This window comes from Zobellia barbeyronii (assembly GCF_018603515.1).
Taxonomy (GTDB): Bacteria; Bacteroidota; Bacteroidia; order Flavobacteriales; family Flavobacteriaceae; genus Zobellia; species Zobellia barbeyronii.
Map to the genome: position 1 here is coordinate 241,843 of NZ_JACATN010000003.1, position 16,764 is coordinate 258,606.

Sequence of the window (16,764 nt, forward strand, 5' to 3'; positions counted from 1 at the left end):
ATTTTTTGTTTAGAAAGTTGCGTTCAACCCAATCATAAATACTCTAGGCTTTGGATATTGATCAAAGTTTACCTCTCCTTGTCCAAAAGTGTTATCACTAGTTTGTACTTCTGGATCGTAACCTTCATATTTTGTGCTTACAAAGAAATTTTGAGCCGATGTATATATCTTCAACCTACTTAACTTAAATTTCTCTGCGATATCCGGTGAGAAATTATATCCCAATAGTAAGTTTCTACCTCTAATGAATGACCCATCTTGAATCATGTGAGAAGTATCTAAATTGTCATAACCGGCAGATACGGGTCTCCACTGTGCAATTTCTGTATCTTGGTTCTCAGGAGTCCAACCATCCAATACCGTGGCAAGGCTATTTGCTATACCCTGTCTATTTTCTTGTGGACGTGTAGTGATGTACATGATATCATTACCGTACTGAAACTGTAAATCCACCAATAATTCAAAATTCTTGTAGCGGAAGGTGTTGATCAAACTTCCATAACCATCGGGAATACCCTTACCAATAATAGTTCTATCGGCCTGATTGATAACCCCATCATCATTCCTATCCTCTATTTTTACATCACCTGGTAATCTAAAATATTTAGCAGCTTCATCAGCTTCGTCTGTTCCCCATGTGCCCTGATTAACTAGGCCAAAGAATGAACCTACAGCCTCTCCTTCACGAATGATAGTCCGACTAGAAAAAATATCACTTCCTCCAGAAAGCGCAACTACCTCATTTTTATTCATGGCAATGTTGAAATCCGTATCCCAAGAAAAATTATCGGTTGCAATATTCCTAGTACTCAAGGAAAACTCAATTCCTTTATTTTCCATACTCCCTATATTTCGGAATACAGAAGCGTATCCACTACTGGTAGGTACAGGCGAGTTCAGTAACATATCTTCTGTTAACTTACGGTAGAGATCAACCTCAAAGGAAATTCTTCCATCAAACAAGCCAACCTCAATTCCGGCATCAACTTGGTTTGTTTTTTCCCATTTTAAATCAGGATTAGCCAAACGGTCTATACCAATACCATTTACAACCGAATTATTAACCACATAGGCATAGTTTCCTAAACCAGGTAATGCTCCGTATGCAGGTATTTCTGAGTTACCAGTAACACCATAACTAGCTCTTAATTTAAGATTGGATATCGTTTTAGATTCTTTCAAAAAATTCTCTTCGGAAACTTTCCAAGCTAAAGCTGCTGAAGGAAAGAAGGCGTATCTATTGGTATCTCCAAATTTGGATGATCCATCTACACGACCTGTAACCGTCAATAGGTATTTATTTTGAAGACCATAATTGATCCGTCCGAAATAAGAATTTAACCCATAAGCAAAAGCACTTGACGTTGGATTGCCAACCACTGAACCCGCTCCTAAATTATCGAAGCTAAAAAAGTCATCCGAGAAATTTTCCGCTCGGGCACTAAATGCCGTGTTATTTATATGTTGCCATGATATCCCCAATAAACCAGTTATAGAATGGGTATCAGCTATCTCCTTATTATAGGTCAGGTAATTTTCAAATTGCCATGAAGTATATTCATTAGCTTCTCTTTCTGCATAACCGTTTGTATTCGTTCCAATAAAACTAAGTTCACGGCCCGCATATTCATCGGTTTTTTGCTCTACGCTATTTACTCCTATGGAAGTTCTAAAATCCAGTCCTTTAGCCAAAGTAATATTGGCGAATATGTTTCCTAATATGGTATTGGTGCGCAAGAATTTTTTGTACTCTTCCCCTACCCTAACTGGGTTTGGCCCGCCTTCCATTCCTGGATAATCTGCATTACTCGCCCAGCTTCCGTCAGGATATTTAACTGGAACAATTGGAATATTCTCAATCATGTTCCTTCCTACCCACGAAGCGTGAATAACTCTTTCTTTTTGGTTGTTATAACTAAGACTACCGCCTACTTTCATCCAATCTCTAATATTGGAATCAAAAACAAAACGACCAGAATATCTCTTTAACCATGAGTCTTTCATGATACCCTCTTCGTCCATATAACCAAGAAACGCACCATAACTACCTTTCTCCGTTCCTCCTGTAAATGACAGTTGGTGGTTCTGTGTGAAGGCCGCTCGGGTCACCTCATCTTGCCAGTCCGTATCATAAAGCGGATTACCATTGGCATCAAAAAGTTTTGGGTCATTTCTTTTTAAAGCCGGGTCCGTATACTTGCCATTGGCAAAACCCACGGCATCATATTTTTCTGCATTCTGATAGGCTACCTCTTCTATCATTAAAAATTGCTCTGAGTTCAGTACGTCTACTTTTCTAGAAAGGTTTCCTATACTATAGTAGCTATCATAACTAATTTTTCCTCCTGATTTACTTCCTCTTTTTGTAGAAACCAAAATAACACCATTAGCACCTCTAGAACCATATATTGCCGTTGCCGAAGCATCTTTTAAAACTTCTATTGAAGCAATATCATTGGGGTTGATATAATCTATTGGGGAACTGTTATTGCCCAATCCCGATGAGACCAATATAATTCCATCTACTACATACAATGGATCATTAGAAAGACTAACCGAAGAATTTCCTCTAATTCTAATATTAGATTTCCCTCCCGGTCTACCTGAATTAATAGATACGCTTACACCGGGCATTTTACCAGATAAGGATTGGGTAAGGGAAGCGGCCGGACGCTCTTGCAACTCAGCTGCAGAGACAGAACCAACGGCACCTGTTAGGTCACTTTTCTTTTGGCTACCATAACCAATTACAACCACCTCATCTAAGCTTGCGGCATCCTCCTCCATAGTTACATCTATACTACTAGATGCGCCAACCGTAAGCGACTGAGTTTTCATACCAATGTATGAAAAGACCAATACATCTCCCGAGCTTGCCGCTATGGTATAGTTTCCATCAAAATCTGTTTGTGTTCCTGTTGTACTGCCTTCTATAAGTACATTCACGCCCGCAAGAGGTATTCCTACATTATCCAAAACAGCACCGGTAATTTGCTGTTGAACATCTTCAAAATCAAGTCCTGAGGTTATGGGAGCGCTGCTCGCCTGAACTTCTGAAATTAATGCTGGCAAAAGGAATGCACAAAGGCAAACCTTTAGAACCTCCTTTGGGATAATGCCAAAGGGATAAATTTTGGTTGTCCGTTTTTTCATTTTCTAATAATTAAGTTAGTACGATGGGTTGGCGACTGCGAATTAAGTATATCGCAAAAATGGCGTCTCAAAAAAATAATATAGCCTCTTTAAAAACTATATATTATCATTTTGTTAAAATGACATAGCCAAAACTAAGAATGTAAAAAAACTCTCACCACCAAAAAAAATACCAGATTCGATACTTTTTTTGCATAAACTGTATTACTTGGAAATTTTTAATACGGTTTTTACTACTTTTTTCATTTTATGAAATTCAGTCTTTTAATTACCAAATCATGTAAACACCTGAGATTTTCACTTTTACATATGATGTTCTGATAAATAATTAAAATAAAAAAAAGCTCCACGTATGAAGCTTTTTTTATTCGTTTCAAGTTGCACAATGAATCAGTTCATTTTCACTTGTAATTATTCATTTGTGGGTTCTATTGAATTTCTTGCTTCTGAAAATGAATTAGAAGGTGGACTTTTTGGTAGTGATTTTTCGAATGTTTTGAACTTATCCATTAGTTCTCTCTTCTTTTCTGGATTTTCAGCGGACACATCTTTCTGCTCTGCCCAGTCCGAAGAAATATCATATAGTTCCGCTCTTCCTAATTCTTCATTTGCCAACAACTTCCAATTCCCTTCCTGTACACCTGCACTTGGCCAAAAATCCGGTCGGTCATTCGGAAAACGCCAATCCCAAAAAATCGGTTTTTGTCGTTCAAAAGGTTTTCCCATAATAGCTGGTATTATACTTACCCCATCTGGTTCATAATTTTCAGGATAGGTTGTATTCGCTAATTCTAAAAATGTAGGTAGTAAATCTACGGTAGCCAATTCTGTAGTTTTATCAACCACACCAGAAGGAGTTTTGCCTGGCCAACGCACTAAAAACGGTATACGTACACCACCAGCAAACAAAGATCGTTTTCGTCCCTTTAAACCGCCTGTTTCACCCACAGAGTAATAGGTTCCCTTTCCGGGCCCTGTAGAATTGTCTTCTATTATTTTTTTATCACCTGTAATTTCCGGTCCGTTATCCGATGAGAAAACTACCAATGTATTTTCATCTAAACCTAAACTTTTCAAAGCTTCAAATAGCTCACCAATACGAGCATCATACTCCGCTATCACCGCTGCGTAAACCTGTTGTTGCTCCTTTAAATGAGCAAATTGCTGCATGTACTTTTCCTTAGGATAATGCGGGGTATGCGTGGCGTGAATCCAAGCATTTACAAAAAATGGTTTGTTCTTGTTCCGTTTTACAAAATCGATTGTTTTATACAACGTTGAGTCTGCTTGCATTTGGTGTAGGTCACTCGGCAAATTAAATGCGCCGTACTCATCATAACCATATTCTAGTGGACTAGGTGCATCTTGAACATGGGTATTGGAAAGATGCCATTTGCCGAAATGAGCAGTGGCATAACCTGATTCTTTTAGCATTTTTGGAAGTAAAGGAGCTTCAGGGTTTAACCAATCTGGCATACCTCTTTTCATATGTGATTCCACGGATGCAAAGTGACCGTGCACACTTTGTCGCGCCGGAAATTGTCCCGTCATTACTGCAACCCTACTAGGTGAACAAACAGGGTTCACCACAGAGAAGTTTTGAAAATCGATGCCCTCAGCGGCCATTTTATCAAGGTTTGGGGTTTCACAAAACGTACTACCATGGATACCTAAGTCACCATACCCCCAATCATCGGCAAAAATGAATATGATGTTAGGCCGGGTATCCTGTTCAACCGCTATCTCCTTTTTAGCTTCTTGTTTTTCTCCACACGAAAGAATCATCAAAGTGCTAAAAAGCAAGAGTTTTATTCCTATTTTCATTTCTTGGTCTTATTTGGTTTTGTAGTGTTTCTAATGATTCTACATTGAAATTATGACTTAGTCCAATCTGGCATGTCCCAACCTTCTTTTACATAAGATTGTGGTGTACCGGGTGTAGTTCTCCCCTCTTCAATAATTTTGGTGATTTTCTGAGTAAGCTTTTTTACTACTTCCGGATTATTAAAATAAAGATTTGTTGTTTCTCCTGGGTCTTCTTCCATATTGTAAAGCTCATATATGGCTTCACCTTCTTTTGGCTCAATAATCTTAGGCTCCAAAGAACCTCCAGAACCGCGAAACATATTTAGTTTCCATTTCCCTTCTCTAATTGCAAAATTTCCCGAAACGGAATGATGAATTACAGCTCCTCTTACCGCTTTATCATATCGCTCCCCTTTTAGAATGGGTAATAAACTATAACTATCCTCACCCGCATTATCAGGAAGTTTTACTCCAATAATATCAGCAATGGTAGCCAAGTAGTCGGTCTGGCAAACGGGCACATCTGACTTCTCCCCTGCTTGTATTCCGTTAGGCCAACGCATTAGAAAAGGAACCCGATGTCCACCTTCATAGATATCTCGTTTACCTCCTTTAAAGTTGAGGCTACTATAGTGTCCATATTTTTCTCGTTGATAAACGTAGTTGGTCTCCGCGCCATTATCCGATGAAAAAATTACCAGGGTATTGTCTTCAATTCCATTTGCCTTTAATGCCTCTAGAACATGTCCGATTCTATGATCGGTTTCTTCCATAAAATCGCCATAATTTCCGCAGTTACTCTTCCCTTGAAAATCAGGATGCGTACAATGCGGTAAATGCGGACTGGTCAATGGTAAATACAAAAAGAACGGTTTACCCGCTTTGGCCTCCGCTGCAGATTCGCTAATATAATCCACCGCTTTATCGGCAAATGTCTTTAGAACTAATTCATCGTTAAATGATGGTGCCACTTCTACCCATCCATTGGTGCCTTCTTTACGCTCACTTATGTAGGGTGGTGTCATTCTATACCCTTTCGGGTTAATACTATCACTAAATGCACGTGGTCTTTTATCCGCTTTCTTTTTAGTCCATAATACAGGAGGGTCTAACACCTTATCATTTTCTAAATACGTTAAAATACCGTAATTCATAGAAGCTGGAATACCAAAATAATAATCAAATCCTTTCTCTATTGGCCCATCTGTAAAAGGCTTTGACCAGTCACGTTCTTTGCCCAAACTCCCTTCAAATTCCATTTGAAGATGCCACTTTCCTATCATGGCAGTTTTATAGCCGTTTTCTTGAAGTAAAGAAGCAATGGTCATCCTATCCTTTTCTATTAAACAAGGCCCATCAGCTCTTAAAACTCCTTCTTTTAAAGAGGTTCTCCAACTGTATCGCCCTGTTAGCAAGGAGTATCTAGATGGGGAACATACCGCATCACTGCTATGCCCATCCGTAAAAATGATGCCCTCATTGGCCAATTTATCCATATTTGGCGTTTTGAATTTAGCATCGGGATTAAGTGCCCCTACATCGCCATACCCTTGGTCATCTGTGTAAATAACAATGATATTTGGTTTTTGGATGTTCTGGGCGCCCAGAGTTATTGAAAACAATAAAAGTAAAATTCTTAATGCTTTATATTTCGGTAAATTCATAATCGGTTTCTTTATTAGTTTTAGATTGTTCCTTTACAAACAATCCCTCCCAGTATTGGACACAAGATATGGATTGGGTTCCTTAAGGTCTTACTCCATACTTCCTTCTGGTGTCAATCGTATTTCTTTTAGACTTGCATTGCTCTTTTTTCCATCTACCAAAGAAACTGTTATGGTATGCTTTCCGGGCTTATTAAACTTTATAAGTCCCATTTCATAATAACTATATACCTCTGATGAATTTTGCTGATTCTGAACTACAACTCCCTCATCTGAAGTTATATTCCAAACCAAACGACCTTCACCTGCATAGTTTAATTCCGTTTGATAATAACCCGGATCTTTCACCTCTATTTCCCAAGTCACTTTACTTCCTTCTTTCCAATCTTGTGCTTGCTCAATATGTTTCCATTCCCCAAATTTTTCCATCCATCTTTTCTCCGCAATGGCGCAACCCTCGGCCGTAGCAAAGTCAACTGGCAGCACCGTTGAAAAAACTGGGTCTATACTATTGGATACAGCCACCTCTGGGCTACCCTCTATTTCTAGCTCTATAACCGATATTAATCTTTCGTTTCGTCTTGCTGGTAGTGAAATAGCAACCCAACCATCTTCAGTTGTGGTTTCTAATTTTTGTCCTTTTCCATCCACTAATAAATCAGCAGACTTAATCGTATTCTTTAACCCTGGAAGCCACAGTTTACCATCTAATGGCCATTGGTAAACACAAAGGTTCAATTTGCCATCAGCCGCTACGGTGGCATCACCCCATGGCAATGCATGACCCCATGGCGAAGCTCCTGTTTTATATACCACCTGAGGATACTTGCTAATCCATTCTCCTGATGCTCTTAGCGATTCTTGAGCCTCCGCAGGAATTGTTCCGTCTGGTGCAGGCCCCACATTTAGCATATACGTCCCTCCACGGGCCACTGTAGAAATAATACTTTTTAAAATCCGTTTTGGGCTTTTCCAATTTTGGTCGTACCAAGCGTAGCCCCAAGAATCGTTGGTAACATCTACAGTTTCCCATAACCCACCAATATTTTTTATGGGAATGTTCATATCCCCTAAAGATTTATAATCTCCTAAACCATGACCGGCCCTTCCTGAAATCATAGCATTAGGTTGATGTTTGCGAACTACTTCTACCAATTCTTCCACATATTTTTTTTCCATATTGCCAGGCGTATCGAACCAGACCATGGCGATATCACCATATTGGGTTACAATTTCTTTAACCTGCGGAAGACACTTTTCTTTGAAGTAATAATCAAAGCCTACCTCTTTCCCTTTCTCGTTCACCTTTGGTCCTCCATTGCCTCCTGGAAATGTCCAATCTTGATTGTGTGAATAATAAAAACCAAAACCAAGGCCTAATTCTTTACATGCCTTTGACAGTTCCTTCATAGGGTCTCTGGCAAAAGGCGTGGCCTTAACTATATTAAAATCGTTGCTTTTAGAATTGTACATGGCAAAACCATCATGGTGCTTACTGGTAACCACTATATATTTCATTCCGGCATCTTTAGCGAGTTGGGCAATTGCCATAGCATCAAAATTTACAGGGTCAAAGGTTTTTGCCTCTGCCATATATTCGTCCACGGGAATATTTGCTCTTCTGGGGTTCATTATCCATTCGCTAATGCCATAATATGTACTGTCTTTCCATGTGTTGGCAATCTTGGAATAGATGCCCCAGTGAATGAACATGGCGTAATTACCATCATCAAATAATTTTGTTCTAGAGTCAGGTGCATTTGCTCCCAATGAATTTTGATGTCCCCACATCTCGTCCATATTTTCTCCTTTTTCTTTCTTTTGGCTGAATACAGAACCACCTTGAAAGAGGAACGTCACAAATAATATCAACACTATATTTACCCTGGTATTCTTAAATTTCATTGGTTTGGACTTTAAATTGAATTCGATTAATTATAACAAATTTATGGACGATTACCATCCACTATCTTCATAGGAGAACTATACATTCTGCCTTCTGAATTGATTACATTTATGAAATAAGCAACTGCTTCTTCAGGAAGCTTTGCTGAAATTGTTTTATTGGTATCGGATACTTCAGTAGTGGTTTCTATCCATTGGTAACTGTCCTTTCCCCAATCACTAGTATCTGTGCTATAGTACAAATAAGCTTTATCTACTTTTCCTTGATATTGATACAACAACTTCTTGTTTTTGTTTTGAATGAGTTTTGGTAATTCTGGTGCAGTACCGTTGTTTGTCATATATTCTGCAAACGAGTAAATTGACTCCGGTGCCCATCCTGCTTGATGACCATGTTTCATATTATGCCCAACTGATAGATATTTTTCATTGGGAGAAGCTTCGTAAGTTTTAGTGAAACTGTTCATAGTAAAGTGAAAATCGTTGGTACCATTCACAAAAAGTGTGGGTTGTTTTTGAAGTGGCACATATAAAGAAGGTTCCCAAGTATCTAAATAATACGTTTGTTGCTCTTTACTTAACTGACTTAATAGATTACTATAATTAGGAGTTTCTTGTAAATATCCACAACCGTAAACAGGTATGGCAAAAGCATACCGATTGTCAACGCCTGTTATCACATTGGTTAGAATACCTCCCCAAGAAATACCGGTAATCCCGATTTTGTTTTCGTCTACATTTGGTAGGCTTTTCAATAAGCTTGTAGCCAACATAACATCTGCCACCGCGTGAAAGAACCATTGGTCTTCTAATTTCTCTACAACTACATCTTCAAAAAAACCTTGACGCTTGGGTCCGGAATACTCAAAGGTCTGATACTCCTTTTTACCATTCTCGCCTTCAATTTTATCTCCGGGAATTTGGCCTTCCAATGCTATTGCTATTGCAACATACCCTCTGTTGGTCCATTCTTTAACCCAATCAATAAATGCAGTACCTCCACCTCCATGTACTAAGACTATTGCAGGGACTTTATCATTTTTAGTCAGGTTTTCGGGAACTCCGTACCAGCTAAAAACTTTTGTTGGTTTTCCTTTAAAAGATAGGCCTTCATAAAAAATTCCTTTTATATTCTCTTCTGATTTTTCAGCATCAAACTCATTGGTAAAATTATACTTCGGGGCTTCTAACACACCACTTTCAATTAAAGTAGTCTTTACCAATAAAGGCCCGTCAACATTCTTTTCAAGAAGGTGATTTTTATCTTTACCTGTTGAACCAGTACTTTGACCACTTAAAGAATGTGTGTGGGTAATCAGAAAAAAGCCGACTACCAAAGTCATTAGATTAAACCGAAAATATTTAAATTGAAGTAAATGCATTTTTAAATTTTGAAAAAGAATTTGTTTCGTACCGTTCTTGATTCGAACACTATTTACAGTAACCGATTTTAAATAAAATCAACTTGTAAAAGGATTATAAATAAGAAATACTCAATTAAACAAACGAACTATTAGAATTACTTAAATAATTAGAGAGTTTATTATCAATATTCCAATGTGGTTAAAACTAATAATCTATCGTGTGGTCAACTACCAAAAAAAATACAATTTCTGATACTTTTTTTGCACGCAAATGCATTTTCTAGTCGTTTGAAGAATAATATTTTAAATAAGCGGAAGGTGCCATCCCATGAATAGTCCTAAACTGCCTATTAAAATTAGAGATATTATTAAACCCGGATAAGTATGCTATAGAGGTGATACTTTCCTTGTTTTCCAAAAGGAGCCTACAAGCGTAGCCCACCTTTATTTCATTAAGATATCTAGTAAAAGATTTACTATGGGCTTTCTTGAAAAATCTGCTGAATGCAGATTTGTTCATACCTGTCATTTCAGCAACATCGCTGGCGCTAATACCATCATTGAAGTTTTCGAATACGTAGGCATATATTTTATCCATTCGTGAGTTATCGGCTTTTTGAAAAGCATTTACAAAGCTTGTACTTGACAATAACTGGTAATTTTCTTGCTTTGATAAAGCAACCAAAACCTCAATAGTTTTATATACACGTGTAGTAGTATCGAAGTCTTTTAGATTCATGATTTGACCCACCAAATCCGTACTCAACGTATTAAACTTAATACCTCTATTAGCTCTATTTAAAAGGTCGGAAATTTGTTTCATTTCTGGGATATCAAAGAAACCTTTTCCTAAAAAATCTCTAGTAAAATGTATGGCCAGAGCCTCCGCTTCCAATTTACTATCTGGCTGAAAATAAACCTCATCGTTTAACCACATGTGCGGAACATTTTTACCGATGAGTACTACTTCTCCCTCTTGAAATTTTTCTATGTTATCTCCTATAAAACGTGTTCCAGAACTTTTTAGAATTACCACCAACTCAATCTCTGGGTGATAATGCCAAACCCTTAAAAAATTAGGGTACAGATTATGATTGACCGAAAATGACCGATCAGATACAGATGCCCTATTTAACAAATGAAGTTTCATGTAATACTATACTATTTATAAGACTGGAATTCTATTTTGCCTGTTGGTCCCAAAGTCTATACGGATCTTCATATGCTTCCATTTCCGTCAATAACAACGCTTCCATTTCTGCCAGCTTATCCGCATATTTGGGATTATCTGCCAAATTGGTTAGCATTTCGCCTTCTTTATTATGCTCTTTTAAATATTCATTTGGGTTTTCAGCCAAATTGAATAGTTGTGTTTCACGCACTGCACCTTCCATTACATCATATTTGATTAATTTCCAGTCGTCTTTTTTTACCGTACGCATACCTGGTTTTGTTCCTCCACAATATACTCCGTACAACACATCCCTAACAGTTTCTTTTTCACCTTCCAAAACAGGCTTAAAGCTTGTTCCTTCTACAGTTTCTGGAATCTCTATGCCTGCCAAATCACATAAGGTAGGTAAGACATCTAATAAATAAACATTCCCCTTTGTGCGTTTGCCTGATGGAAGTCCAGGTCCTTTAATAATCATGGGTACCCGCCATGTATGCTCATATAAGTTTTGTTTTCCCATAAGTCCGTGTCTTCCAATAGACATTCCGTGATCGGAAGTGTAAACAATATAGGTGTTGTCCAATTCACCCATGGCTTCTAATTTCTTTAGTACTTTGCCTAGCTGAATATCTATGTTTTCGGAACAGGCATATTCCCTACCCAACTCATTTCTAACGGTCTGTTCATCTCTATTTTTCCATACTCCACTTACCCGTTCTTCATCCCTAAGCTCTGGGTGACCATGGAAAAAAGGATGTGCTTCTAAATAATTATCTTGAAGTGGTGGCTGTTTATCATTGGCCGGAGGAAGACTATTTTTGTCCGTATGATTTACCGCTCCATATTTCGCTAACAACTCTGGCGTACCGTCTCTGGTATCATGTGGATGGGAAAATCCAAAATATATGAAAAAGGGATTTTCTTCTTTAACTTTCTCTCGATCTCCTAAATATTCTAAAACTTGTTTGGAGTGCCAAGCACTTCCTGTCTCTTCAGTACCCCCTCTTTTTACAGCATCATGAACAACCGTAAACTGTTCGTTTGCGCCAGGATATGAGTTACCTTTTTTACAAGTTCTCATAGTATTATAACCTGCTCTATTGAAAACAGCCCCAATGGTCTGCTTATCTAGTTCATGAGGAGCCGTGTTCTTTTGAAATTCTGCACTAGGCGGTAAATGCCACAGGGTACGCCCCGTCATAATCATATGTCTAGAAGGTGTACATACCGCACCGTTCATAGAGCCCATATGGTGGGCAGCTTCTATAACCGTACCTTCTGATGCTAATTTAGAAATAATAGGAGTTTCTAATATTGACTTTGGATCATACACCTGTAAATCAAAAGGTGATTGATCATCTACCAAAACAAAAAGAAAGTTTGGCCGTTTTTTAGTTTCCGTTTTTTTTTCTTCGCTTTTACATGACGATAAAATAATCACCACGGAAAAAGCCCATAAGAAACTCCTGTTATTAATTTTCATGCTGTACTATATTTAAAAAAATATTGTTTTTCTACTATCTGCCCATCCAGCCACCGTCAACCAACATTACGGTACCTGTCATATAATTAGAAGCTTCTGAGGCCAAGAAAACAATAGGTCCTTTAAAGTCTTCTGGTTCTCCCCATCTTCCCGCAGGAATCCTTCCTAAAATAGACTTACTACGGTCTTCATCTTTTCGCAAAGCTTCTGTATTATCCGTAGAAATATATCCTGGAGCAATAGCATTTACCTGTACTCCTTTGGATGCCCACTCATTAGATAATGCCATAGTTAATTGACCGATAGCTCCTTTTGAAGCGGCATAGCCTGGCACGGTAATTCCTCCTTGGAAAGTCAATAAAGAAGCTGTGAAAATAATCTTCCCGCTTCCTCTATTTACCATTTCCTTACCTATTTCCCTAGACAGAATAAACTGGGCATTTTGGTTTACTTCAATTACCTTGTCCCATAGTTCATCTGTATGCTCTGCTGCAGGTTGTCTTAAAATAGTACCGGCGTTGTTTACCAAGATATCTATGATAGGGTTTTCACTTTTTACTTTTTCAATAAAAGCATACAAAGCTTTTCTATCACTAAAATCACATTGATAGGCTTTAAAGCTTTTATTCAATTCAGTTATCCGCTTTTCTATTTTAGAACCCGAAAGCTCCAAAGTAGCGGAAACCCCAATAATATTAGCACCTGCTTCTGCCAAAGCTTCAGCCATGGCAAAACCAATACCGCGTTTACAACCAGTTACTAAAGCCGTTTTTCCTTTTAAATCGAACTTATTCAATATCATATTCGTTCTTCCTTGTGTTTATTAAAATCTTAAAGTACGCCCTGTAAAGGTTCGCCATCCATATCTGTAAATGCTTTGTTCTCACCTGCCATTCCCCAGATAAATCTGTAGTTACTAGTACCTGAACCTGAGTGGATAGACCATGGTGGAGAAACTACGGCTTCAAAATTCTTCATGGCAACGTGGCGCGTCTCTTGAGGCTGTCCCATATAATGCATTACAATATTGTCTCCTGGAATATCAAAATAAAAATAGACTTCCATTCTACGCTCATGGGTGTGCGGTGGAAACGTGTTCCAAACACTACCTTTTTTCAATTCCGTATATCCCATTACCAACTGGCAACTTTGAATACCGTCTTCGTGAATGTATTGGTATAATGTTCTTTCGTTACTTGTTTCAACAGCACCTAATTCTACTATATTAGCATCTGAACGTGTTGCTTTTTTATTTGGATATTCTTTATGCGCCGGAGCTGAATTCAAATAGAATTGTGCAGCATCAGAGCCATCTGTACTTGCAAAAGTCACCTCTTTTGAACCTTTACCTACGTATAAGGCTTCCAAGTTTCCAAGTTCAAATACTTCACCATCTACGGTTACGGTACCTTTACCTCCAACATTAATAATTCCCAATTCTCTTCGCTCTAAAAAATAATTGGCTTTCAACTCATCGTAAGTTGGTAATGAAAGGCTCTTAGATTTAGGAAAAGCGGTACCATATATAAAACGATCGTAATGTGTGTAAATCATTTTTATAGCATCCTCGCCCATTAGGTCTGAACTATGAAACTCTTTTCTAATTCTTTGTGTGTCGTATAATTTGGCATCATCAGGATGCACTGCGTACTTAACTTCCATGTCTAAATTTTAGATTTAATTATTTTGTTATCATTTTCTGTAATTCTTCTAAGGTCTTTCCTTTGGTTTCTGGCATCATAAATATGACGAACAGCAACTGCAGTACCATCATACCACCAAAAAAGAAAAACACTATTCCAGGGTTGTCAAAACTACCCATGGCTATTGGCATAAAAAGCGTAATCAATGCAGCTAATACCCAGTGGGTAGAACTACCAAAGGACTGCCCTTGTGCTCGTAAATTTGTTGGAAATATCTCTGATATAAAAACCCAAATTACCGCTCCTTGCCCAATAGCGTGAGAAGCTATAAACAGGAATAAGAAAATAGGTACCATTAGGCCTTGCCACTCTAATGTGAAAGCAACACCTACCATAGTTAATGAGATAATATAACCGATAGAACCAATGTACATAAGAACTTTACGACCTACTTTATCAATTAAATAAAGGCCCAATAGCGTAAAAACCAAATTGGTTATACCAATACCAATACTGCTCAATAAAGCCGTATTTTCTCCCAAACCAGCGGAACTAAATATCCGAGGCGCATAATATAGAAAGGCATTAATACCTGACAATTGATTGAAGAAAGCAATCAAAAATGCTAGCATTAAAGGAAATTTGTATTTCTTGACAAACAGGGCAGATTTCTCTGTTTGTTCTTCTTTTAACTGCTCAATAACGGACTCGTCCAATTCAGTTCCGGTAAGTTCCAATTGAATTCTTTTTGCTCCCTCCAAGTCGTTTTTCTTCTCTAACAACCATCGTGGACTTTTAGGAACTCCTATCATAGCCACAGTATAGATTAAGGCAGGAAGTGCTTCTATACCAATCATCCAACGCCAAGGTTCTGATCCAAAATCTTTCAATAAATAATTGGATACGAAGGCGATTAAAATTCCGAAAACAATATTGAATTGATACAATGCCACCAATCTACCACGGTTTTTAGCCGGAGCAATTTCAGAAACATAGGTAGGTGCTGCAACAGTTGATGCCCCTACTCCCAGACCTCCAAGAAAACGGAAGAAAGAAAATAAATACGGGTCATCTGCGAGACCTGAACCTAATGCAGATACAAAGTATAATATACCTATCCATAAAAGGGTGTTTTTTCTTCCTATTTTATCGCAAGGAATGGATGCAAAAATAGCTCCTATTACTGTACCCCATAATGCCATTGACATAATGAACGTACCATGAAAAATGTCTGACGTACCCCATAAAGTCTGTAGCTGTTGGTCTGCTCCAGAAATTACAACGGTATCAAAACCGAATAAAAACCCTGCTAAGGCAACCACAAATGATGTGAAAAATAATTTAGTTTTCATGGTGGTTTATTTAGATTTTTTAACTGAAACTGATAACGGACTAGACAAAGCCTGAGACTGTTGTTTCAACATATTTTCCCAGTCTTCCAAAGAACCTACTTGTCCACTTTTATCCCAAGCAAAACCTGCGTAGTACGTCAGTTTCTCTTGAGGCTTAGTTACGATTAAAAGATTACTCTGATCCACAGCATCGGATTTGTGGATTATAGCATTTTCCACTATTGCTGGGTCTATAACTATACCCTCACCTACTTTAGAACTATCTATAGTTTCCCAATGACGGAACCAACCTTCTTCTTTGTTCACAGCTCCTTCACCTTCGTTTTTATGCAACGTAATACCTACCGTGTAATTTGGCACCTCTTTATCTGAAGAAAGACTAATATCAAACTTGGAAAAATTGGAACCTAAATCTAGAGTTATACGTTTGGTCTCTTTTACTCCATATGCACTCCACGGAGCATAATCCAGTTCAAACACTGTGCGTAATGGACCTGCTGCCAAAGTTCTAGATGCCGTGAAATTATTAGATACTAAAAGGCTATCATTATCCCAGATACCAATACCACCTGTTCCTCTACTGCTTCCTACGTGATACGGGTCGTAACCCTCACCGTGGTCAATATGATAAGAACCTGATTTAATTGTATGTGCCTTATACCATTTGTTTATGATAGATTTATCGGTACGTTTTAGCCATAAATCTATTCCGCTAGAAAGTGTACTTCCTGAAACACCTGCCAACGCTTCTTTTTCTCCTGTAGGACCGTACGTTCTAAAAGCTACTTTATCATTCTCCCAGGTATAATCATCCGTTCTTTCTGGTACGAGACGTGAATATGCAATAACATCACTTTCTGCCGGTGCCTTTACGCTATCCACAAGAATAACATATTCGGAGGTGCTATTTGCGGGAACCTCAGCTTGAAAAAGTAATTCATCATTGGTGCCGTCCTGATCATTATCTACCCATTGCGTACGCAGGTATTCTTGACCACCTATTTTCTTTACTCGAATATTGCTTTCCGAGTTATTTTTTAAAACAGCGGATAAGTCGGCAGCGTTTGCGCCCACGACTTCAATTCTAGAAAAATTAAGGTCGTTTTTTACTTCTACTGATACCGTTTCAATCTTAGTAGTAGATTCACAAGATGCCATCAAACAGATTGCTGTTAGATAAGCAAGGTTTAAAGGGTTAGTTAGGTTGATTTTCATTGTTT

The 16,764-nt window shown here is 38.1% G+C and carries 11 protein-coding genes; all 11 read right to left on the minus strand.

Features of this window, described 5'->3' with window-relative positions; genetic code table 11:
* Positions 1–9: 9 nt before the first annotated feature.
* Positions 10–3,153 carry a SusC/RagA family TonB-linked outer membrane protein gene (locus tag HW347_RS09585; protein ID WP_214611679.1) on the minus strand — a complete coding sequence of 1,048 codons (3,144 nt, stop codon included), beginning with the start codon at positions 3,151–3,153 and terminating at the stop codon, positions 10–12.
* A gap of 411 nt (positions 3,154–3,564) precedes the next feature.
* Positions 3,565–4,977, minus strand: coding sequence for a sulfatase-like hydrolase/transferase (locus HW347_RS09590; RefSeq protein ID WP_214611680.1), 1,413 nt, complete (start codon positions 4,975–4,977; stop codon positions 3,565–3,567).
* A 50-nt stretch (positions 4,978–5,027) separates the two neighbouring features.
* Positions 5,028–6,623, minus strand: coding sequence for a sulfatase family protein (locus HW347_RS09595; protein ID WP_214611681.1), 1,596 nt, complete (start codon positions 6,621–6,623; stop codon positions 5,028–5,030).
* A 90-nt stretch (positions 6,624–6,713) separates the two neighbouring features.
* On the minus strand, positions 6,714–8,528 hold the full coding sequence (locus HW347_RS09600; RefSeq protein ID WP_214611682.1) for an alpha-L-fucosidase: 1,815 nt from the start codon (positions 8,526–8,528) through the stop codon (positions 6,714–6,716).
* 41 nt (positions 8,529–8,569) lie between these two features.
* Entirely contained in the window at positions 8,570–9,910 is a 1,341-nt protein-coding gene (locus tag HW347_RS09605) for an alpha/beta hydrolase family protein (RefSeq protein ID WP_214611683.1), read from the minus strand.
* A 262-nt stretch (positions 9,911–10,172) separates the two neighbouring features.
* The gene (locus tag HW347_RS09610) at positions 10,173–11,042 is read right to left on the minus strand and encodes an AraC family transcriptional regulator (protein WP_214611684.1); all 870 of its coding nucleotides are present in this window, start codon (positions 11,040–11,042) and stop codon (positions 10,173–10,175) included.
* A 31-nt stretch (positions 11,043–11,073) separates the two neighbouring features.
* Positions 11,074–12,549: a sulfatase-like hydrolase/transferase gene (locus tag HW347_RS09615; RefSeq protein WP_214611685.1), complete on the minus strand. Its 1,476-nt coding sequence runs from the start codon at positions 12,547–12,549 to the stop codon at positions 11,074–11,076.
* Positions 12,550–12,583: 34 nt separating this feature from the next.
* Complete coding sequence (locus HW347_RS09620; RefSeq protein WP_214612137.1) at positions 12,584–13,348, minus strand: SDR family NAD(P)-dependent oxidoreductase; 765 nt, start codon at positions 13,346–13,348, stop codon at positions 12,584–12,586.
* Between the two features lie 32 nt (positions 13,349–13,380).
* Positions 13,381–14,211 carry a 5-dehydro-4-deoxy-D-glucuronate isomerase gene (gene kduI, locus HW347_RS09625; protein ID WP_214611686.1) on the minus strand — a complete coding sequence of 277 codons (831 nt, stop codon included), beginning with the start codon at positions 14,209–14,211 and terminating at the stop codon, positions 13,381–13,383.
* Positions 14,212–14,230: 19 nt separating this feature from the next.
* A complete protein-coding gene (locus HW347_RS09630; RefSeq protein WP_214611687.1) occupies positions 14,231–15,544 on the minus strand; it encodes a sugar porter family MFS transporter in 1,314 nt (437 codons plus the stop codon).
* A gap of 6 nt (positions 15,545–15,550) precedes the next feature.
* A complete protein-coding gene (locus HW347_RS09635; RefSeq protein ID WP_214611688.1) occupies positions 15,551–16,759 on the minus strand; it encodes a DUF4861 domain-containing protein in 1,209 nt (402 codons plus the stop codon).
* Between the last annotated feature and the right edge of the window lie 5 nt (positions 16,760–16,764).

Coding starts and splice junctions, on each gene's coding strand:
- HW347_RS09600 (WP_214611682.1), bottom strand. CDS start 8,528: ATGAAATTTAAGAATACCAGGGTAAATATAGTGTTGATATTATTTGTG.
- HW347_RS09610 (WP_214611684.1), bottom strand. CDS start 11,042: ATGAAACTTCATTTGTTAAATAGGGCATCTGTATCTGATCGGTCATTT.
- kduI (WP_214611686.1), bottom strand. CDS start 14,211: ATGGAAGTTAAGTACGCAGTGCATCCTGATGATGCCAAATTATACGAC.
- HW347_RS09615 (WP_214611685.1), bottom strand. CDS start 12,549: ATGAAAATTAATAACAGGAGTTTCTTATGGGCTTTTTCCGTGGTGATT.
- HW347_RS09635 (WP_214611688.1), bottom strand. CDS start 16,759: ATGAAAATCAACCTAACTAACCCTTTAAACCTTGCTTATCTAACAGCA.
- HW347_RS09595 (WP_214611681.1), bottom strand. CDS start 6,623: ATGAATTTACCGAAATATAAAGCATTAAGAATTTTACTTTTATTGTTT.
- HW347_RS09590 (WP_214611680.1), bottom strand. CDS start 4,977: ATGAAAATAGGAATAAAACTCTTGCTTTTTAGCACTTTGATGATTCTT.
- HW347_RS09585 (WP_214611679.1), bottom strand. CDS start 3,153: ATGAAAAAACGGACAACCAAAATTTATCCCTTTGGCATTATCCCAAAG.
- HW347_RS09630 (WP_214611687.1), bottom strand. CDS start 15,544: ATGAAAACTAAATTATTTTTCACATCATTTGTGGTTGCCTTAGCAGGG.
- HW347_RS09605 (WP_214611683.1), bottom strand. CDS start 9,910: ATGCATTTACTTCAATTTAAATATTTTCGGTTTAATCTAATGACTTTG.